This is a genomic window from Mycobacterium sp. E1715 (assembly GCF_001667625.1).
GTDB lineage: Bacteria > Actinomycetota > Actinomycetes > Mycobacteriales > Mycobacteriaceae > Mycobacterium.
Genome location: NZ_LZJJ01000524.1, coordinates 1 through 19,761 on the forward strand (window position 1 = coordinate 1; position 19,761 = coordinate 19,761).

The 19,761-nt window shown below is 68.6% G+C and carries 16 protein-coding genes and 3 pseudogenes; 11 read left to right on the forward strand and 8 right to left on the reverse strand.

The genetic code is table 11. The features are described 5' to 3' along the window. Positions 1-198: aldo/keto reductase (locus tag A9X03_RS25600; protein ID WP_197696146.1), on the reverse strand; the 198-nt coding region annotated here is incomplete at its 3' end. An 82-nt stretch (positions 199-280) separates the two neighbouring features. Here A9X03_RS25600 and A9X03_RS25605 point away from each other — a divergent pair. After that, the gene (locus A9X03_RS25605) at positions 281-829 is read left to right on the forward strand and encodes a TetR/AcrR family transcriptional regulator (RefSeq protein ID WP_067749182.1); all 549 of its coding nucleotides are present in this window, start codon (positions 281-283) and stop codon (positions 827-829) included. A gap of 71 nt (positions 830-900) precedes the next feature. Here A9X03_RS25605 and fadD8 read toward each other — a convergent pair whose 3' ends face one another. Then, on the reverse strand, positions 901-2,502 hold the full coding sequence (fadD8, locus tag A9X03_RS25610) for a fatty-acid--CoA ligase FadD8 (protein WP_067749185.1): 1,602 nt from the start codon (positions 2,500-2,502) through the stop codon (positions 901-903). A gap of 78 nt (positions 2,503-2,580) precedes the next feature. On the opposite strand from fadD8, the gene A9X03_RS25615 reads away from it, so the two are divergent. The 6 genes and pseudogenes from A9X03_RS25615 to A9X03_RS25640 form a co-directional block, all read left to right on the forward strand. Continuing rightward, entirely contained in the window at positions 2,581-4,185 is a 1,605-nt protein-coding gene (locus tag A9X03_RS25615; protein WP_068263634.1) for an amidohydrolase, read from the forward strand. Positions 4,186-4,247: 62 nt separating this feature from the next. Further along, positions 4,248-5,174, forward strand: a complete 927-nt coding sequence (locus A9X03_RS25620) for an o-succinylbenzoate synthase (RefSeq protein ID WP_369807385.1) — start codon at positions 4,248-4,250, stop codon at positions 5,172-5,174. Further along, entirely contained in the window at positions 5,171-5,953 is a 783-nt protein-coding gene (locus A9X03_RS25625; protein ID WP_067785541.1) for an alpha/beta fold hydrolase, read from the forward strand. Before A9X03_RS25620 ends, A9X03_RS25625 begins: the two co-directional genes overlap by 4 nt. A 99-nt stretch (positions 5,954-6,052) precedes the next feature. Further along, positions 6,053-7,678, forward strand: coding sequence for a 2-succinyl-5-enolpyruvyl-6-hydroxy-3-cyclohexene-1-carboxylic-acid synthase (menD, locus tag A9X03_RS25630; protein ID WP_067887262.1), 1,626 nt, complete (start codon positions 6,053-6,055; stop codon positions 7,676-7,678). Then, complete coding sequence (locus A9X03_RS25635) at positions 7,675-8,190, forward strand: DUF3592 domain-containing protein (RefSeq protein WP_068017732.1); 516 nt, start codon at positions 7,675-7,677, stop codon at positions 8,188-8,190. The genes menD and A9X03_RS25635 overlap by 4 nt, the downstream gene beginning before the upstream one ends. Positions 8,191-8,279: 89 nt before the next feature. Continuing rightward, positions 8,280-8,960: pseudogene (locus tag A9X03_RS25640) on the forward strand (glycosyltransferase); the annotation flags it as partial. A gap of 121 nt (positions 8,961-9,081) precedes the next feature. Here A9X03_RS25640 and A9X03_RS25645 read toward each other — a convergent pair. Continuing rightward, positions 9,082-9,570: pseudogene (locus tag A9X03_RS25645) on the reverse strand (glycosyltransferase); the annotation flags it as partial. Positions 9,571-10,549: 979 nt separating this feature from the next. On the opposite strand from A9X03_RS25645, the gene A9X03_RS25650 reads away from it, so the two are divergent. Further along, entirely contained in the window at positions 10,550-11,176 is a 627-nt protein-coding gene (locus A9X03_RS25650; RefSeq protein WP_067780959.1) for an FHA domain-containing protein, read from the forward strand. 16 nt (positions 11,177-11,192) lie between these two features. On the opposite strand, the gene A9X03_RS25655 is transcribed toward A9X03_RS25650, so the two are convergent. After that, positions 11,193-11,969 (reverse strand): RNA polymerase sigma factor, encoded by a 777-nt coding sequence (locus A9X03_RS25655; protein WP_067749224.1) that lies wholly within the window; start codon positions 11,967-11,969, stop codon positions 11,193-11,195. Positions 11,970-12,154: 185 nt separating this feature from the next. Between A9X03_RS25655 and A9X03_RS25660 the strand changes: the two are divergent. Then, positions 12,155-14,762: pseudogene (locus A9X03_RS25660) on the forward strand (FAD-dependent oxidoreductase). Positions 14,763-14,793: 31 nt separating this feature from the next. Further along, entirely contained in the window at positions 14,794-15,042 is a 249-nt protein-coding gene (locus tag A9X03_RS25665; protein WP_067749227.1) for a hypothetical protein, read from the forward strand. Here the strand turns inward: A9X03_RS25665 and A9X03_RS25670 are convergent. The 3 genes from A9X03_RS25670 to A9X03_RS25680 all read right to left on the reverse strand — a co-directional run bounded on the left by A9X03_RS25670 (position 15,023) and on the right by A9X03_RS25680 (position 18,892). Beyond that, positions 15,023-16,291 carry a cytochrome P450 gene (locus A9X03_RS25670; protein ID WP_067780965.1) on the reverse strand — a complete coding sequence of 423 codons (1,269 nt, stop codon included), beginning with the start codon at positions 16,289-16,291 and terminating at the stop codon, positions 15,023-15,025. The two genes, A9X03_RS25665 and A9X03_RS25670, sit on opposite strands and share 20 nt — an antisense overlap. 209 nt (positions 16,292-16,500) lie before the next feature. Further along, entirely contained in the window at positions 16,501-17,964 is a 1,464-nt protein-coding gene (locus tag A9X03_RS25675) for an FAD-dependent oxidoreductase (protein WP_067780967.1), read from the reverse strand. A 103-nt stretch (positions 17,965-18,067) separates the two neighbouring features. Next, positions 18,068-18,892 (reverse strand): SDR family oxidoreductase, encoded by an 825-nt coding sequence (locus A9X03_RS25680; RefSeq protein WP_068263636.1) that lies wholly within the window; start codon positions 18,890-18,892, stop codon positions 18,068-18,070. 55 nt (positions 18,893-18,947) lie between these two features. On the opposite strand from A9X03_RS25680, the gene A9X03_RS25685 reads away from it, so the two are divergent. Continuing rightward, on the forward strand, positions 18,948-19,640 hold the full coding sequence (locus tag A9X03_RS25685) for a demethylmenaquinone methyltransferase (RefSeq protein WP_067780970.1): 693 nt from the start codon (positions 18,948-18,950) through the stop codon (positions 19,638-19,640). A 7-nt stretch (positions 19,641-19,647) separates the two neighbouring features. Here A9X03_RS25685 and A9X03_RS29515 read toward each other — a convergent pair. After that, the coding region (locus A9X03_RS29515; protein WP_156746678.1) for a DUF732 domain-containing protein at positions 19,648-19,761 on the reverse strand (114 nt) is incomplete at its 5' end.

Sequence of the window (19,761 nt, forward strand, 5' to 3'; positions counted from 1 at the left end):
CCGACGGTTCACCTCGCCCGGGCCGTAGAACGACGCCGTGTCGACGTGGTTGACCCCGAGCTCGACCGCGCGGCGCAGCACCGCGGCCGCGTCCTCGACGGATGGGGCCTCGAACAACTGCATTGCGCCGTAGCCGATGCGAGCGACGGTCGACCCGCCGATGCTGCCGGGACCGCCGGGCCGTGGTGTGTCCGTCATGAGTGCTCCCTCGTGCCACACTGGAGAAGATGCGGAGGGTCCTCCGCTTATTTGAGCGTAGCAGAAACGGAGGAGCCTCCGCTTGGCCGAGATCCGATCGGACGCGCGCCGCAATCGCGAGCGGCTAATCGAGGTGGCGACGGCGGCGTTCGCCACCGCCGACGGGCGACCGGTGTCGCTGGAGGCCATCGCCCGCGAGGCGGGCGTCGGGATCGGCACGCTCTACCGCCATTTCCCGAATCGAGAGGCGCTGGTGGAGGCGATCTACCGCGCCGAGCTCGACGAAGTGGCCGCGACGGCCGAACGGCTGCTCAAGCGCCACCCGCCCGAGACGGCGTTGCGCCGCTGGATGGACCGCTATGCGTCATTCGTGGCCGCCAAGCGTGGGATGGCGGAGTCGTTGCAGGCGATCTTCGCCTCCGGCGCAATGCAGGCCAACCAGACTCGGGACAGCATCGTCGGCGCGGTCGACCTGCTGTTGCGGGCCGGCGCCGAGGACGGCAGCCTGCGCGCCGACGTGCAGGCCGACGACGTGGTGTCGAGCCTGATCGGCATCTTTTTGGCCAGCGGCTCGCCGGAGCAGACCGGCCGCATGCTCGACCTGCTCGTCGCCGGCATCGCCGCCGCCTGATCACCGAGAGTCACGCCAGCGTGACGGCAGCCGGCGAGCGCCACGCTGGCGTGACGCTCGAGCCGAAAGACTCAGCCGACGGCGCGGTCGGCGCCCTCCCAGAACCGCGCGCGCACGGCCTTCTTGTCCGGCTTGCCCAGCGCGGTCACCGGCACCGAGTCGACGACGATCACCTGCTTGGGCGATTGCACCGAACCCTTGCGCTCCTTGACGGCGGACTGGATCTCGACGGTCACCCGCGCCACCGACTCCTCATCGGAGGGGTGGTCGGGCCGCAGCACGATCACGGCGGTGACGGCCTCGCCCCACTTCTCGTCCGGGGTGCCGATCACGCACACCTGCGCGACGGCCGGGTGCTCGGCGACGACGTCCTCGACCTCGCGCGGGAACACGTTGAACCCGCCGGTGACGATCATGTCCTTGACCCGGTCGACGATGAACCAGAAGCCGTCCTCGTCCTCGCGGGCCATGTCACCGGTGTGCAGCCAGCCGTCCTTGAACGTCTTGGCGGTCTCCTCCGGCAGGTTCCAGTACCCGCCGCTCAAAAGCGGCCCGGACACGCAGATCTCGCCGACCTCACCCTGCGGCACCGGCTTGCCGTCGGCGCCCAGAAGCGCCGTGCGGGCGAACAGGGTGGGCCGCCCGCAGGAGGTGAGCCGCTTCTCGTCGTGGTCCTTCTTGGCCAGATACGAGATCACCATCGGGGCCTCGGACTGCCCGTAGTACTGGGCGAAGATCGGCCCGAAGCGGCGGATGGCCTCGGCCAGCCGCACCGGGTTCATCGCCGAGGCGCCGTAATAGACCGTCTCCAGCGACGACAGGTCACGGGTGTGCGAATCCGGGTGGTCCATCAGCGCGTAGATCATCGACGGCACCAGCATGGTCGCGGTGATCTTCTGCTCCTCGATCACCCGCAGCACCTCGGCCGGGTCGAACTTGGTCAGCACCACCAGCTCGCCGCCCTTGATGATCGTCGGCACGAAGAACGCCGCCCCGGCATGCGACAGCGGGGTGCACATCAAAAAGCGCGGGTTCTCCGGCCACTCCCACTCGGCCAACTGGATCGTGGTCATCGTGGTGATCGACTGCGCGGTGCCCAGCACGCCCTTGGGCTTGCCGGTGGTGCCACCGGTGTAGGCCATCCCCCCGATGTGATCGGGCGGCAACTCGGCCGCCACCAACGGCTTCGGCGGATACTTCGCCGCCTCGGCCACCAGGTCCACCGCGGAATCCCCGAGCGCCTCGGGGACCGGCCCGATGGTCAGGACCTGCTTGAGGCCGGGCACCTTCTCCAGCAGGCCCAGCGCCCGCTCGACGAACATCGGGTTGGGGTCGATGATCAGCGACGTCACGCCGGCGTCGTTCAGCACGTAGGCGTGGTCGTCAAGGGAGCCCAGCGGGTGCAGGGCCACCCGCCGGTAGCCCTGGGTCTGGCCGGCGCCGATGATCATCAAAACCTCGGGCCGGTTCAGCGACAGCAGCCCGACGGTCGCGCCGGTGCCCGCACCGAGCGCCTCGAACGCCTGGATGTACTGGCTGATCCGCTCGGCGAGCTGTCCGCCGGTCAGCGTGGTGTCGCCGAGGTATAGCACCGGCTTGTCCTTGTTGCGCTTGAGCGCACCGACGGTCAGGTGTCCGGAATGAATGGGATGGCGCAGCAGCTCGTCACTCATGTGGCCAAGACTAGAACGTGTTGCAGTTTTAGTCAGCCACCCCCTCGACGACACCCCGGAGCACTAGCATCCCTGCACATGGCCGCTGCAGATCTCGTCGTCACCGGAACCGTGCTCACCGTCGACGACACGCGGCCCACCGCCGAGGCGCTCGCCGTCGCCGACGGCCGCATCGTCGCCGTCGGCAGCCGGTCGGAAATTAACGCCCACATCGGCCCCGACACCAAAACGCTCGACGTCGGCGACGGCTGCGTGATGCCCGGATTCGTTGAGGCGCATGGGCATCCGCTGATGGAGGCGCTGGCGCTGTCGGACCGGATCGTCGACATCCGGCCCGTCACGTTGCCGGCCGCCGACGACGTCGTCGCCGCGGTGCGGCGCGAGGTCGCCGCCAGGGGAGCGGACGGCGCATACCTGAACGGCTGGGACCCGCTGCTGCAGTCCGGGTTGCCGCAGCCGACGCTGGCGTGGCTGGACGAGATCGCGCCGGACGGGCCGCTGATCATCATCCACAACTCCGGGCACAAGGCGTACTTCAACTCGCACGCGGCCCGCCGCGCGGGCCTGACCCGCGACACCCCCGATCCCAAGGGCGCGCGGTATGGCCGCGACGCGCACGGCGAGCTGGACGGCAGCGCTGAGGAGACCGGCGCGGTGTTCCCGCTGCTGGCCGGGGCCATCGCGCCCGGCGACTACCCGGCGATGCTTCTCGCCGAATGCGCGCGGCTCAGCCGCGCCGGCCTGACCACCTGCTCCGAGATGGCCTTCGACCCGGCGTTCGGGCCGGTCGTCGAGCGGCTGCGCGACCAGCTGACGGTCCGGTTGCGCACCTACGAGATCTCCAACCCGCAGATGCGCACCGACGCCACCCCCGGCCAGGGCGACGACATGCTGCGCCAGGTCGGCATCAAGATCTGGGTCGACGGCTCCCCGTGGGTAGGCAACATCGCCCTGTCCTTCCCCTACCTGGACACCGACGCCACCCGCACCATCGGCGTGCCGCCCGGTTCCTGCGGGCACGCCAACTACACCCGCGAACAGCTAAGCGAAATCGTCGGCGCCTACTTCCCGCTGGGCTGGCCGATGGCCTGCCACGTACAGGGCGACGCCGGGGTGGACACCATCCTCGACGTCTACGAGGAGGCCCTGCGCCGACACCCCCGCGACGACCACCGGCTGCGGCTCGAGCACGTCGGCGCCATCCGGCCCGAGCAGCTGCGGCGCGCCGCCGACCTCGGGGTCACCTGCAGCATCTTCGTGGACCAGATCCACTACTGGGGCGACATCATCGTCGACGGCCTGTTCGGTCCCGAGCGCGGATCCCGTTGGATGCCAGCCGGTTCCGCGGTCGCGACCGGCATGCGCATCTCGTTGCACAACGACCCCCCGGTCACGCCCGAGGAGCCGCTGCGCAACATCAGCGTCGCGGTCACGCGCACGGCGCCCAGCGGCCGGGTGCTGGCGCCCGAGGAGCGGTTGACCGTCGAGCAGGCCATCCGCGCGCAGACCATCGACGCGGCCTGGCAGTTGTTCGCCGACGACGTGACCGGCTCGCTGGAGGTGGGCAAGTACGCCGACCTGGTGGTGCTGTCGGCCGATCCGCGGACCGTGCCGCCTGAGCAGATCGCCGATCTGGACGTGCGCGCGACGTTTCTCGCGGGCCGCCAGGTCTACGGGCAGTGACGCCCACGCGCCCGCCCCGCCTGCAAGACCTCTTGGACCGCCTGCACGTGGTCGCGTTGCCGATGCGGGTGCGGTTCCGCGGCATCACCACCCGCGAGGTCGCGCTGATCGAGGGCCCCGCGGGCTGGGGCGAGTTCGGCGCCTTCCTGGAGTACGCCCCGCCGGAGGCCGCGCACTGGCTGGCGGCCGGCATCGAGGCCGCCTACCGCCCGCCACCGCCGCCGCGCCGGGACCGCATCCCGATCAACGCCACCGTTCCGGCCGTCGACGCCGCCCGGGTGGGCGAGGTGCTGGCCCGATTCCCGGGCGCCCGCACGGCCAAGGTGAAGGTCGCCGAGCCCGGCCAGACCCTGGCCGACGACGTGGACCGGGTCAACGCCGTGCGCGACCTCGTGCCGACCGTGCGCGTGGACGCCAACGGCGGCTGGAGCGTCGAGCAGGCGGTGCGAGCAGCTCAAGCCCTGACCGCCGACGGCCCGCTGGAATACCTCGAACAACCCTGCGCGACCGTCGAGGAACTCGCGGCGCTGCGCCGGCGGCCAGAGCTGCCGGACGTGCCGATCGCCGCCGACGAAAGCATCCGCAAGGCCGACGACCCGCTCGCGGTCGTCCGCGCCCGCGCCGCCGATATCGCGGTGCTCAAAGTCGCTCCGCTGGGCGGTATTTCGCCCATGCTCTCGATCGCCGCGCAGATCGACATCCCGGTCGTGGTGTCCAGCGCGATCGACTCGGCGGTGGGCATCGCGGCCGGGCTGGCCGCCGCGGCGGCGTTGCCGGTGTTGCGCCACGCGTGTGGGCTGGGCACCGGCGGGTTGTTCGTCGAGGACGTGGCCGAGGTCGCAGCGCCCGTCGACGGCACCCTGGCGGCGGGGGCGGTGACCCCGGATCCGGCGCGGTTGCGGGCCCTGGCCGCGCCCCCGGAGCGGCGGCAGTGGTGGATCGACCGGGTCACGGCCTGCCACCCGCTCCTTGTACCGTCGTCCGAGTGATCAACCTGGCTTACGACGACCGCGGCTCCGGCGAGCCGGTGGTGTTCATCAGCGGCCACGGCGGTGCCGGGCGGACCTGGCACCCGTATCAGCTCCCCGCGTTCCTGGCCGCCGGCTACCGCGTCATCACTTTCGACAACCGCGGAATCGGTGCCACCGAGAACGCGCAGGGTTTCACCACGCAAACGATGGTGGCCGACACCGCGGCGCTGATCGAGGGCCTCGACGCCGCCCCGGCCCGCATCGTGGGGATGTCGATGGGGGCGTTCATCGCCCAGGAGCTCATGCTCGCCCGGCCCGAATTGGTCAGCTCCGCGGTGTTGATGGGCACCCGGGGCCGGATGGACAAGGCGCGCCAGTTCTTCCGCGACGCCGAGGCCGAGCTCGCCGACGCCGGGGTCCAGCTGCCGAACTCCTACGACGCCAAAATCCGCCTGCTGGAGAACTTCTCGCGCAAGACGCTCAACGACGACGTCGCCGTCGCGGACTGGATCGCGATGTTCTCCATGTGGCCGATCAAGTCCACCCCGGGCACCCGCTGCCAGCTGGACGTCGCCCCGTACACCAACCGGCTGCCGGCCTACCGCAGCATCGCGACGCCGGTGCTGGTGATCGGCTTCTCCGACGACGTGCTGACACCGCCCTACCTGGGGCGTGAGGTCGCCGACGCGCTGCCCAACGGGCGATACGTGCAGATTCCCGACGCCGGCCACCTCGGGTTCTTCGAACGCCCGGACGCCGTCAACGAGGCGGCGCTGAAGTTCTTCGCCGGCAACTGAGGGCGCGCCCAACGTCGGCTTTCCGGGCGAATTCCGGGCGGACCAGCCCGCCAACTCCACGTTCGGCCGCCGGTCGGCGGGCTGTGACAGGCTGTAGGAGTGAACCCCTCGACGACTCAGGCCCGCGTCGTCGTTGACGAGCTGATTCGCGGCGGCGTCCGCGACGTGGTGCTGTGCCCCGGGTCGCGCAACGCGCCGCTGGCCTTCGCGCTGCACGACGCCGACCGCGCCGGCCGGATCCGGCTGCACGTCCGCATCGACGAGCGCACCGCCGGCTACCTGGCCATCGGGCTGGCGATCGCCGCCGGCGCCCCGGTGTGTGTCGCGATGACGTCGGGCACCGCCGTTGCCAACCTGGGGCCGGCCGTGGTGGAGGCCAACTACGCGCGGGTGCCGCTGATCGTGCTGTCGGCCAACCGGCCCTACGAGATGCTGGGCACCGGGGCCAACCAGACCATGGAGCAGCTGGGTTACTTCGGCACCCAGGTCCGCGCCGCTATCAGCCTGGGCCTGGCCGAGGACGCACCCGAGCGGCTGGAGTCCTTCAACGCGACGTGGCGATCGGCCACCTGCCGGGTCCTGGCGGCGGCGACGGGATCCCGCACCGCCAACGCCGGCCCGGTGCAGTTCGACATCCCGCTGCGCGAGCCCCTGGTGCCCGATCCCGAACCCCGGGGCGCCGCCGTGCCGCAGGGGCGGCCCGGCGGGCGGCCGTGGACCTACACGCCGCCGGTCACGTTCGACCAGCCGCTGGACATCGACCTGTCGCCCGACACCGTCGTGATCGCCGGGCACGGTGCGGGCGTGCACCCCAACCTCGCGCAGTTGCCGACCGTCGCCGAATCGACGGCACCGGCACCGGAAAACCCGCTGCACCCGCTGGCCCTGCCGCTGCTGCGCCCGAAGCAGGTGATCATGCTCGGGCGGCCCACCCTGCACCGGCCGGTGTCGGCGCTGCTGGCCGATCCGCAGGTGCCGGTGTACGCGTTGACCACCGGACCGCGCTGGCCCGACGTCTCGGGCAACTCGCAGGCCACCGGGACGCGAGCGGTCACCACCGGCACGCCGAGTGCGGCCTGGTTGAAGCGCTGCGCGGAGGTCAACCGGCACGCCAACGACGCGGTGCGCGGCCAGCTAAAGGCGCACCCGCTGACCACCGGCTTGCACGTGGCGGCGGCCGTCGCCGACGCCCTTCGGCCGGGTGACCAGCTGGTGCTGGGGGCGTCCAACCCGGTCCGCGACGCCGCCCTGGTTGGCCTGGACACCCACGGCATCCGCGTCCGCTCCAACCGCGGGGTGGCAGGTATCGACGGCACGGTGTCCACCGCGATCGGGGCCGCGCTCGCCTACGAGGGCCGCACCGTCGCGCTGATCGGCGACCTGACGTTCGTCCACGACAGCTCCGGGCTGCTGATCGGGCCCACCGAGCCGACCCCGCGGCAGTTGACCATCGTGGTCTCCAACGACAACGGCGGTGGCATCTTCGAGTTGCTCGAGCAGGGCGACCCGCGATTCTCCGACGTGTCGTCGCGGATCTTCGGGACGCCGCACGACGTCGACGTGGGTGCGCTGTGCCGCGCCTACCACGTCGAGAGCCGGCAGATCGAGGTCGACCAGCTCGGCGCGGCGCTCGACGAACCCGCGCCCGGTATGCGGGTGCTGGAGGTCAAGGCCGACCGGTCGTCGCTTCGGCAGCTGCACGCCGCCATCAAGGCGGCCCTTTGATCGACCCAAAGGCATTGCTGCACATATTGATTCACGGTCGCAGTGACAAGCCGCCCAACACCAGGCCCCGGATCGCACTGCGCTGGGCCCGCGTGACGGTGCTCATCGTGACCGGCTTGGTCACCCTGCAGTCGGTCTTGCTGGTGGCCGGCGCCTGGCGCGATGACCTTGCGATTCGACACAACATGGGGGTGGCGCAGGCCGAGGTGCTCAGCGCCGGGCCGCGCCGCTCCACCATCGAATTCGTCACACCCGAGCGGGTCACCTACCGCCCGGAGCTCGGCGTGCTGTACCCGTCGCATCTGGCTACGGGCATGCGTATATACGTCGAGTACAACAAGAATGATCCCAATCTGGTTCGGGTGCAGCACCGCAATGCCGGGCTGGCCATCATCCCGGCCGGTTCCATCGCCGTGGTGTGCTGGCTGGCCGCGACGGCCCTCCTGATCGGGCTGGCGGTGCTGGACAAGCTGCTCGATCGCCGCGACGAGGCCGCGGCGGCACCGGCATAGCCGGGGTTGGAAGCGTCCGACCAGCAGATTTCGCGCGACGTATGCCCGCAGGCAACCTTCGCGACAGCCGGCGCTGACACCGTAGTGGTGTGCGCGTTGCAATCGTCGCCGAATCGTTCCTGCCGGAAGTCAATGGTGTCAGCAACTCGGTGCTCCGGGTACTCGAGCATTTGCGCCGGACCGGTCACGAGGCCCTCGTCATCGCCCCGGACACCCCACCGGGCGTGACCCCGGCGGATCGCGTCCACGACGGGATCCGCGTGCATCGGGTTCCCTCGCGGATGTTTCCGAAGGTCACCACGTTGCCACTCGGCGTGCCGATGCCCCGGATGGTGAGCGTGCTGCGCGGATTCGATCCGGACGTAGTGCATTTGGCCTCGCCGGCCTTACTGGGTTACGGCGGCGTCAAGGCGGCGCGCTGGCTGGGGGTGCCGACCGTCGCCGTATATCAAACGGACGTACCGGGATTCGCTGCGAGCTATGGCATCCCGATGACGCAGCGGGTCGCGTGGGCCTGGTTCCGGCATCTGCACAGCCTCGCCGACCGAACCCTGGCGCCGTCCACCGTGACGATGGAATCGCTTGTAGAGCACCGCTTCCCGCGCGTGCATCGCTGGGCGCGCGGCGTCGACGTGCTGCGGTTCGCCCCGTCGGGGCGCGACGAGGCGCTCCGGCGCCGATGGTCACCGCGGGGCAAGCCGATCGTCGGCTTTGTGGGCCGGTTGGCCCCGGAGAAGCACGTGGAGCGGCTGATCCCGCTGGCGGCGCGCTCCGGCCAGGCACCAGAGCAACCACACACGGGGCGACCCGACAACCCGATCCAGGATCCCCCGCCCGGGCACGACCACTGACGTCAGCGCCTGGGGTTGGTCCCGCGGGCGGACCGTTAGTTCACTGGCCCTGCGCGTAGCGCTTGGCGAACATCCGCCTGCGGGAGAACGGCGACAGCACCGCCTCGTAGTGACCGAGCAGCTCGTCACAGATGACCGGCCAACTGCGGCCGAGCACGCTGCGCCGGGCGGCCAATGCGTAGCGGTGGCGTTCGTCGATCAAATGGGTGACGGCCTCAGGCAACCTCGCCTCGAATTCGTCGACGCCCAGTAACAAACCGGTGCGCCACGGCGTGACGAGGTCGCGTGGGCCGCCGGCGTCGGGGGCGATCACCGGCAACCCCGACGCCAGCGCTTCCTGCACGACTTGGCAAAACGTCTCATGCTCGCCGGGATGCACGAAGACATCCATGCTGGCGTACGCCACGGCGAGTTCGTCGCCGTACAGCGCGCCGGTGAAAACCGCTGTCGGCATTGCCTTTTGCAGTTTGCCGCGGTCGACGCCGTCGCCGACGATGACGAGTTGCACGTCGTCGCGCGCCGCCAGCAGATGCGTAATACGTTGCGGATCCCCCACAGCCGCCAGTTCCTTGAGAAAGGAATAGACCCCCTGCAGGGGAAAGCGGAAGGGTTCATCCGTCGTCTTGCGCAGCACGGCGCACGCGAGACTGTCGCGGATGCCCGGATTGGCGGCAACCAATTCGGAAGTGATCTGGCCTGGGATGATCGGCATCATCATGCTGTCGCTCGACAGCACGGCGAGCAGGACCTCGTAGCCGTTCGCGGCGGCCAGGTCGTGGAAGAACCCCGGCTGGATGTTGTAAAGGCCATGGTCGACCCATCCCAGGCACGGCGTCCAGTGGATCATCACGCCCCCCGGGGCGGTGTGATCATGAATCGCCTTGAAGCAATTGGCCTGATTGAAGACGTGCTCGGTCGTGCCGTTGTTGATGCAGACGTCGAACCTTGTCCCAAGGTCGAAGGGCAGGTTGAGATCCTGCTGCAGACGGTAGTGATTGGGTGGGAGCAGGTCGATGGCGTTGTAGCTGCGGAAGTCGAACAGGGCTCGGTAGATTCGCTTGGCGTCGGCGTAGACCTGGGCCACACCGTCCGGCGGCGTCTCGGCCAGCAACGCGTCGCGCCGTGGCCCTTCGGCGAGGAGGAGCGGGATCGCCTGCACCACATCGATCATGGTCTCGGCTTCGCCGAATTCCAGGAGGCGGCCTTGCTGAGGAAGCAGCCCGCGGCGCGACGCCTCCAGCAGGAAGCTGAGCTCAACATTGGTGATTGCCATCACGAAGTCGGGTTAGGGATGCGGCGACGCATGCTCGTAGATCCTATGGCTTCTCGCCGGCAGGGAAAACGGCTACCGGTGATGCGTCACCACGGTCCAACCGCAACCGGGCGTCGTGGACCCGAATACCGGGGGAATCTCGGCAGCCGAACACGCGATTTTCGGCTCAGCGGACCGTTCTCCGGCCATTCTTTGCGCCGCGGGGTCAGAATGGGCCGTGATAGGAGGGGTCGATATGTCGTCCCATTTGGAAGTGTGGAAGCCGTCGGGGCGGGAGCTGGTCGCGCTCAGTGGTGAACGGGTGACCCTCGGCAAGTCCTTGACCAACGCGGTGTCGTTGGAGCACGACCCGACCGTGTCGCGGGTACACGCCGTCCTGGAGAATTTCGGGCAAGCCTGGTCCGTGCGTGATTTGGGAAGCCGCAACGGCACCTACGTCAACGGGGAAAGGATCGCGGCGGAACGGATCCTGCGGTCGGGAGACGAATTGCGGCTCGGCAGTTCGCGGTTGGTGTTCTGGATGACAAAAGGGGCCGGCGAAGCGCCGGGCGACCAAGAGACCGAAACCGGCAAGTCCATCCTGCGGCCGCCCCGCATGACCGCGCGCGAACTCGATGTCCTCAAGGTTCTGTGCCGCCCGTTCGTCGCCGACGACCCGTTCCCCGAGCCCGCATCGGTCCGCCGGATGGCCCAGGAGCTGTACGTCACGGAGGCGGCCGTCAAGCAACACCTGCAGCACCTGTACGACAAGTTCGGCATCACGGCCGAGGGGGATCGCCGGGTCCGGCTGGCCAATGCGGCCATCCGGCTCGGGGCCGTCAACCGCTCCATGCTGCGTGACCGTCGCACCCAGCAGAAGTGAGCCCGCGGATATTTCGTTACCCGCCGTGTGGCTTGGCCAGCTCGTCGAGTACCCCGCCGCCAAGCAGGGCAACGGCATTGAGGGCGCTGCGGCGGTACCCGTCGCATGTGGGGCACGACTCGATGTGGCGCGCAATGCGTTTCCGCATCAGCACGGTGAACTGATGGTCCCAGCCGGTCAGGTCCGCGGCGAGCCGCGGGCAGCCGTGTTGGGTCGCGCGGCGGGCCACCAACAGGGCGCCCAGTGAGCGTTCGATGGTGTCGCGCAGCCGCTGCAGGACCTTCTTGGTGGAGTCGTAGCTGATGCCCAACGCTTGCGCGAGCTCGGTTCCGGTCGCGCCGTGGCGGTAGGCAAGCTCCAGCACCCGCCGGTCGCGCTCGCACAATCCGTCGGCCGCCTGGTTGATCAGTTGACGGAGTTCGTTCTGGGCGGTCAGCGTGAACGGCCCGGGACCGGTCGCCGCATCGTCGGGCAGCTCGTCGCAGGCGGCCTCGCGGCGGCGTTCGGACAAGGCCCGCAGCGCGCTGCGGCGGGCGATGGCGTAGAGCCACGGCCTCAGCTTGTCCGCGTCACGCAGCTTCGGCAACTGTGTGGTGGCGGTGCAGAAGACATCCTGCACGCAGTCCGAGGCGGCGTGGCGATCACGCAACATGCCGACGCAGTAGGCGTGCAGTGGGCCCGCGTAGCGGTGGTAGATATCGGCCAGCGCCGCGCGATCACCGGCCGCCGCGGCCCGGGCGAGGTCTGCGTCGCTGAGGATGCTGCGGTTCGGCAGTGTGGTCGTGGAAGTCATGACCGAAATGCTCGGGGATTATCGGCGATCAGGTAATTACCGTGAGGGCCACTTTCTTCTCCCGGAAGGGAAGGGTTTCCTACCCATTTGGTAAGGCCCGGGCATGCCGGGCCGCGGCCGGTCGTCAGCAAATCGAGTATCGCCGTACTCAAGACAGCCGGTGAGCGCGGCGGGATCATCAGACGATGACCCATGCAGCCAGCACAGACCGGCCGCTGCCGGACGTCGACGTCGTCGTGGTGGGCGCGGGTATCGCGGGCCTGTACCTCGCCTACCGGCTAAGCCGTGCCGGATACCGGTTCCGCGTCTTCGAGGCGGGCGACGACCTCGGCGGCACGTGGTACTGGAACCGCTACCCGGGCGCCCGGGTTGACGTGCCCAGCGTCGACTACATGTACAGCTTTGATCCCGACTGGCACCGCGACTGGCGGTGGTCGGAGAAGTACGCCACCCAGCCGGAGATCCTGCGCTATCTCAATCACGTCGCGGACAAGCACGACCTGCGCCGCCACCTCACCTTCTCGACGCGGGTGCAGCGCGCAGGATGGGACGACGATGTTTCGCTATGGCGGGTGGGCACCGACCGCGGGGACGAACTCACCAGTCGTTTCGTCGTGATGGCCACCGGCTGCCTGTCCCTGCCCAAGCAGGCCGAGGTCCGGGGGCTCGAGCGGTTCGCCGGCGAAATCTACTTCACCAGCGCCTGGCCGCACGAGCCGGTCGATTTCACCGGCAAGCGGGTGGCCGTCATCGGCACGGGTTCCTCCGGGGTGCAATCGATTCCGGTGATCGCACAGGAGGCGGCGCAGCTGGTGGTGTTCCAGCGGACGCCGAACTTCTCGATCCCGGCGCACAATGGTCCGGTGCCGCCCTCGAAGATCGCGCAACTGCCGAATGAGGCGGAATACCGTGCGGCCGCGAAGCTTTCGTTCGGCGGCATCCCGATGGAGCGCGACGTCACTCCCACCTTCGGCGTTTCGGAGGCCGAACGCCAACGCCGCTACGAGCGCGCCTGGGCTGACGGCTTGCTGTTCGAGGCGATCAACGTCTTCGCCGACGTGCTGAGCAATCCCGCCGCCAATCACGAATATGCCGAGTTCTTCCGCGACAAGATCCGCTCGATCGTCGACGATCCCGACACCGCCGCCGAACTCTGCCCCACTGATCACCCGCTGGCGACGAAACGGCCGTGCCTGGACACGAACTACTACGCCACCTACAACCTGCCGCACGTGCGCCTGGTCAACGTCCGCAAACATCCCATCCGGGAAATCACGGCGACGGGGATCGACACCACCGACGAGTCGTTCGCTTTCGATGCGATCGTCTTCGCGACCGGTTTCGATGCGGTGACGGGCGCGATCACGGCGGTCGACATCAGGGGTCGTAATGGTCTGGCGCTCAAGGGCAAATGGGCAGACGGACCGCGGACCTACCTCGGCTTGACCACGGCCGGTTTTCCCAACTTGTTCTTCATCACCGGTCCCGGCAGCCCCTCGGTGTTGACCAACATGGTCGTGTCGATCGAACAGCATGCGGATTGGGTGCTCGACTGCCTCGGCCACCTGAGCGCGGACGGCTTCGAGGTCATCGAGCCCACCGAACTGGGCGGAGGCCGGGTGGACGCAGCACGTCAACGACTGCGCCGACATCACCCTCTACCCCCAGGCGAACTCGTGGTACATGGGCGCCAATGTGCCCGGCAAATCCCGGGTCTTCCTGCCGTACTGCGCGGGCTTCGACTTCTACCGTGCCGGCTGCGACGAGGTGGTCGCCCGCGATTACCTGGGCTACAGGAGATCTGGCCCCGCCGGCTCACGCTGCAACGACGGAGTGGTGCGCCGGTTGCAGCCGGACGTCGAGATGGTCCTCAACGAGGTGGCGGCGCTGAATCTGCCGCCGATGGAATCGATGGGCGTCCAGGAGGCTCGCGCGTTGTACGCGCAGATGTCGATGGTGCGACCGCCGGGACCGGATGTCGGCGAGATCGTCGACGGCGTGCTGCCCGGCCCCGCCGGCGATTTGGCGTACCGGCTTTATCGGCCTGCCACCCCGGGTCCGCATCCGGTGGTCGTGTATTTCCATGGCGGTGGCTACGTTCTCGGCGACGCCGTCGCGGATGATCCGCTGTGCCGGGATCTTTGCGTGCGGAGCGGCGCCATGGTGGTCTCAGCTGACTACCGCCATTCACCCGAGAACCGCTTTCCTGCGGCCGTCGATGACGCGATGGCCGCGGTGCGGTGGGTCGCCGACAACGCCGAGGCGCTCGGCGGCATCCCGGGTCGGTTGGCGGTGTGCGGCTGGAGCGCGGGCGGGGGACTCGCGGCGGTGGTGTGCCGGCTGGCGAGGGACATGGGCGGCCCGACCATCGTGGGCCAGGTGTTGTTGACGCCCTTGACGTCCGGCGAGATGACGCGCGCGTCGTTCACCGAGAACGCCGATGGCTACGGTCTGACGACGCCGCTACTTCGGTGGTGCTACGACCATTACATCGACGCTGCGGATCGAGAAGACCCCCGATTCGCCCCCTTGAATGCCGCCGACCTGTCCGGGCTGCCGCCGGCCCTCGTGGTGACGGCCGAGTTCGATCCCCTGCGCGATGTCGGCGAGGCCTACGCCGCCGCGCTGCAGGCGGCGGGGGTGCCGACCGAGCATGTCGGCGCCCGCGGTCACACCCACCTATCGGTGCCGATGGTCGACGTGGTCATCTCCGGCGCGCCGGTGCGGGCGCGGATGGCGGATGCGCTACACGAATTCCTCGTACAGACAAGGGTTTCCCAGCCCACGCCCTGACGGCTCGGCAACAGAGAAAGGACTCGCAAGGATGGTCACGACGCGTGCTGAGGCAGCGGAATACGTCAAGGACGCCGGAGGATTGAAGCTCGTCGTGTTCGGGGCCGACGGGCACGAGGTCGCGGCGATGTTCGTTGAAGGCGCGGTGACGTACAACCCCGAGGAATCGACCTTCATTGCCGTCGCCGAGGACGGTCACCCGGTGGGCGAACTCTTCGTGGACGAATCGGTCGATTACGACGAGAACATCGACGCCTTCGTCATCCGCACCGTGCGCTAGTCGCGGCGACATCGATCTCGGGCGTGAATTCGACTGGCAGCGTGGCGGGTCCGCTCAGCCCGGTCAGCGGCTTCCACGGCGCGGGTCCGGTGCGGCGCGCGTCGGGCATGCGCCGCGCCATGGTCGCCAGGGCTTCGGCGAGCTCGAGTCGGGCCAGGTTCGCGCCCAGGCAGTAGTGCATGCCGGCGCCGAACGTCTGCATCGGCGGGGCCCCCACTCGGGTGATGTCGAGTCGGTCGGGGTCGTCGTAGACGGCGGGGTCGCGGTTGGCTGCGGCGGTGTTTGCGATGACCACGGTGCCCGCGGGGATCACCACCCCGGCGACTTCGACGTCCTCGAGAGCGATGCGCAACGTCGCGGCCGCGATGGGCGAATGCCGCATCGTCTCTTCAACCGCACTGTTCGCGACTTCTGGGTGCTCGCCCAGCAACCGCCACTGCTCGGGACAGTCGCACAGCACGTGCACGGAGGCGGCCAGCTGGTTGCGGGTGGTGTCGGTGCCGGCCATCAGCAGGCCCGCGGCCAGCATGCGTAGCTCGTCGGCGCTCAGGTGGTCGCCGTCGTCCTCGGCGCGGATCAGGTCGGAGATGAGGTCGTCGGTCAGCCGGTGGCGTCGCTGCGCGACCATGTCGTCGATGTAGGCGTCGAGCTCGTCCCATGCGGCCAAGATGTTGTTCTGATGAGCGGCGACCTCCCAGCTGAAGGCCTTGAAGATGTCGTCGGTCCACTCGGAGAACAGCTTCCAATCTTCGGCCGGGGCGCCCAACAGCGCACAGATGATCGGGATCGGGTATTGCCTGGCGATGTCGGCGACCACGTCGCAGCGCCCAATTGCGGTGTGGTGGTCCAGCAGTCCGTTGATCACCCCGTCGATCGTTGCGCCCAGCCGCGCGGTGGCGCGCGGTGTGAACGCCTTGGACACCAGGCGGCGCAGCCGGTGGTGCTCGGCCCCGTCGAGGCTGATCAGGTTGGTGGCGACGCGCTCCCACAATGGGCCGGTCGTGATGCCCTGGGAGGCAAGGAACATCCCCTGGGGCACGCGGAAGCGCGGGTCGCGCAGCACACTTCGGACCAGTTCGTAGGTCAGCACTTCCGGCCCATGCGGGCCGATCGCAATCGGTGCCCGGCGGCGCGCCTCGTGGAGAATCAGGTGAGCCTCTTCGGGGCTCTGGCAGTGCTCGTAATCAATAGTCGGCAGGCCGGCATCGAAGACGCTCGGGCAGGCCGACGTGTCAACCGTGAGTGTCATGGTGGTGCTCCCCAAGGGCGTCGGTTGAGTGGTTTCGCCACCAAGTCTTGTTTGCGCTAGACCACCCCACACGCGTAGTCGACTACCTGTCTTGCGGTACCGGTACTTTCGCGAAGTGGTTGGGCTCACCAGGCGGTGTGAAGCCGGTCGCGCCCGTGCGCCGGGAGTGGCGGTGCCGGATGACGGAAGCCGTTCCCCCGGTATGTGCCTTACCCGCTGAGCGGGCCGCAACGGATTTCGAGACGCTCCCGCACCGTGTCGAGAACCCGGCGTTGGCGCTCGCACTCCCGGCGGTGCGTGAGCATGAACCGCGCCATGCCCGGCACCCGTCGCGGCAACGGGTACCACTTATCGAAATCGAGGTTGTTGTCGGTGAATACGCGACGGGGGACGTCGTCGTAGATCAGGCTGAGATTGTGCTGAACGAGGGCGAAGAGCACGTAGGGAAACGCCAGCGGCGCCTTCTGCCTCAGATTCATCCAATCTATTTCGTAGAGCGGAATATCCGTGAGCTTGCCCAGGAACATCAGGTGGCCCAGGAAGTACCCCATGAACGCAGGCAAGTGCAGCATGGCCGACCGCACATTGATGGAAACGACTGCGCCGCTGGGTGAAACGTACGGCTCATACGGGTATTCGTCTGGGAACTTGACGTATCCGGTGCAGTTGATTATCCAGCTACCCGGTTCGATCGTCTTCGTCGATCCGCTCCGGAACACCAACTCGGTCGTGCCGTTGCGATCGACCGCATCCTCGAAATAGTCCATCACGACGTCGTTCAGCCCGGCGGAGATCGTGCGGTTCTCGGCCTCGGACAACACTCCCAACACGAAGTTGTCCGCCTGGGGGGTCAGGAAGGTGCCGTGCGTGGCACGATACCAAGCCTGCACCTCTGATTCGTTCGTGCCGTCGTACCGGTGACTCAACTGGGTGGCGACCGCGCTCGGCGGCGTGCCCGCCCACCACCGGCGGGCGCCGCTCGGCAACAGGTCGTCGCGGCAGGAGAAGAACGTGCCGCGGCCGGCGACCATGTTGACCTCGCGGCCGGGGTAGCTCGTGATCAGCGCGTGCGCGGTGTCCATCGCGGTTTTTCCGCCGCCGACGACCCACACGGGCGCGTCACTCTCCCTGATGTCGCCGGCCCGCACGTCGCAGTAGTCGGGCGACACCGAATGGACGCGCTTGCTCGAGATGGCCAGCGGTTCGTTCGGGGTGATCCCGAGGCCGAAGGCCTTGATCAAACGCGTGGTCTCGACGACGAGCTGCCGCCCGTCGGGGGCCCTGCAGGTGACCCGCACGATGCCGTTCGTCTCTTCTGCGGACTCGAAGTCCCAGCCGAGATACTCCTCGACTCCGACCCGCTGCCTGATCACGTCGACGCAGTGCTCGAAGTGGGCGAGCACCTCGCCCTTGGTCGCCAGATAACTGCGCTCCTTGGCGAGCGTCCACTCGATGTTGCCCGCCGTGAACATGGGGTGCGGCTGGTGCAGGCGGACATAGGGGTAGACGTCGACCCACATGCCGCCGACGCGTCTACGGCGGTCGATCAGGATCACCGTCTGCTCACGCGATAGGTATCGGCTGGCGGCGAACAAGGCATTCAACCCGGCGATGCCGGCGCCGACGATGCACACGTCGCTGGTTGCCACCGGCGCGGACTGGGGTGCGGACATCGGACCGCCTTTCCTCGCAGATGCCCACAATTATGGGTCCGCACCGGGCTGCCGACATGCGTAATCGACTACCTCACTGGTAGGCGCCGACGTCCGCGGCTCGCTACCCCTGGGCCAGCTCGGCGACCGGCTGCCATTCCTCCCAGGTGCGCAGCCGGCTCTCGTAGTCGGCCTTGGCCGTCGCCAGCGGTGAAGCGCCGAAAAAGACTCGCAGCGGCGGCTTTTCGGCGTCGACCACCTTCAGCAGCGCCGTGGCGGACGCCTCCGGACTGCCCGGGCTGGCCCAGCGCTTGCTGCGCTCGGCCTGCACGGCGGCACGAACATCGTCGTACGCCGGCAGCGGATCGGCGTGCCTGGCCGAATCCCCGGCCCAGTCGGTGTCGAAGCCGCCCGGCTCGATCAACGTGACGCGCACGCCGAACGGGGCGACCTCTTGGGCCAGCGCCTGCGAAAAGCCTTCCAGCGCCCACTTGGACGCGTGGTACATGCCGACCAATGGGAAAGCGGTGATGCCCCCGATCGAGGACACCTGAATGATGTGGCCGCTGCGCTGGTCGCGCAGGTACGGCAACGCCGCCTGGGTGATCCACAGCGCCCCAAAGACGTTGGTCTCGATCTGATCCCGTGCGTCTTGTTCGGACAACTCCTCGACGAACCCGAACTGCCCGTAACCGGCGTTGTTGACCACGATGTCCAGCCGCCCGAAGTGGTCGTGCGCCTGCTTGACCGCGGCGAAGTCGGCGTCCCGATCGGTGACGTCCAATCGGATCGGCAACAGCGCGTCGCCGTACTTCTCGGCCAGGTCGTCGAGCGATGCCGTGTTGCGGGCGGTGGCGGCGACGTTGTCGCCGCGCTCGAGCGCCGCGATCGCCCACGCGCGCCCGAAGCCTCGCGATGTACCGGTGATAAACCAAACTTTTTCAGTCACGCAGTGTTGCAACGCCGCCGTCACCGTGTAATTCCCGGACGGTAGCGTTTCCCTCGTGAGTCGTGCGGCGTTGGACAAGGACCCCCGGGACGTCGCGTCGATGTTCGACGGCGTCGCCCGCCGCTACGACCTGACCAACACCGTGCTGTCGCTGGGGCAGGACCGGTATTGGCGGGCCGCCACCCGGTCGGCACTGGCGATCGGACCCGACCAGAAGGTGTTGGACCTGGCCGCCGGCACCGCGGTGTCCACCGTCGAGCTCAGGAAATCCGGGGCATGGTGCGTGGCGGCCGACTTCTCGGTCGGGATGCTCGCCGCGGGTGCCGCGCGCAACGTCCCGAAGGTCGCCGCCGACGCCACCCGGCTGCCGTTTGGGGACGACGTATTCGACGCGGTCACAATCAGTTTCGGGTTGCGCAACGTCGTCGACCCGCGGGCGGCGCTGCGCGAGATGGCCCGCGTCACTCGCCCGGGCGGCCGGTTGGTGGTGTGCGAATTCTCCACGCCGACCAACGGGCTGTTCGCCACCGTCTATAAGGAGTACCTGATGCGGGCGCTGCCGCGGGTGGCCCGCGCGGTGTCCAGCAATCCCGACGCCTACGTCTACCTCGCGGAGTCGATCAGGGCCTGGCCGGACCAGACCAAGTTGGCGCACGAGATTTCGCGGGCCGGATGGGCGGCGGTTCGGTGGCGCAACCTGACCGGCGGCATCGTGGCGCTGCATGCGGCCTACAAGCCGCTGCGCTGAAAACGGGCTAGTGGGTGCCGGCCCGCTGAACGAAGCCGACCTGGTCGGGGCAGTAGTGGTCCACAGCGGCCCCGAGGAACTGGAACGCCTGGCCCTGGGTGGTGCCGCGCGGCAGGTTGTG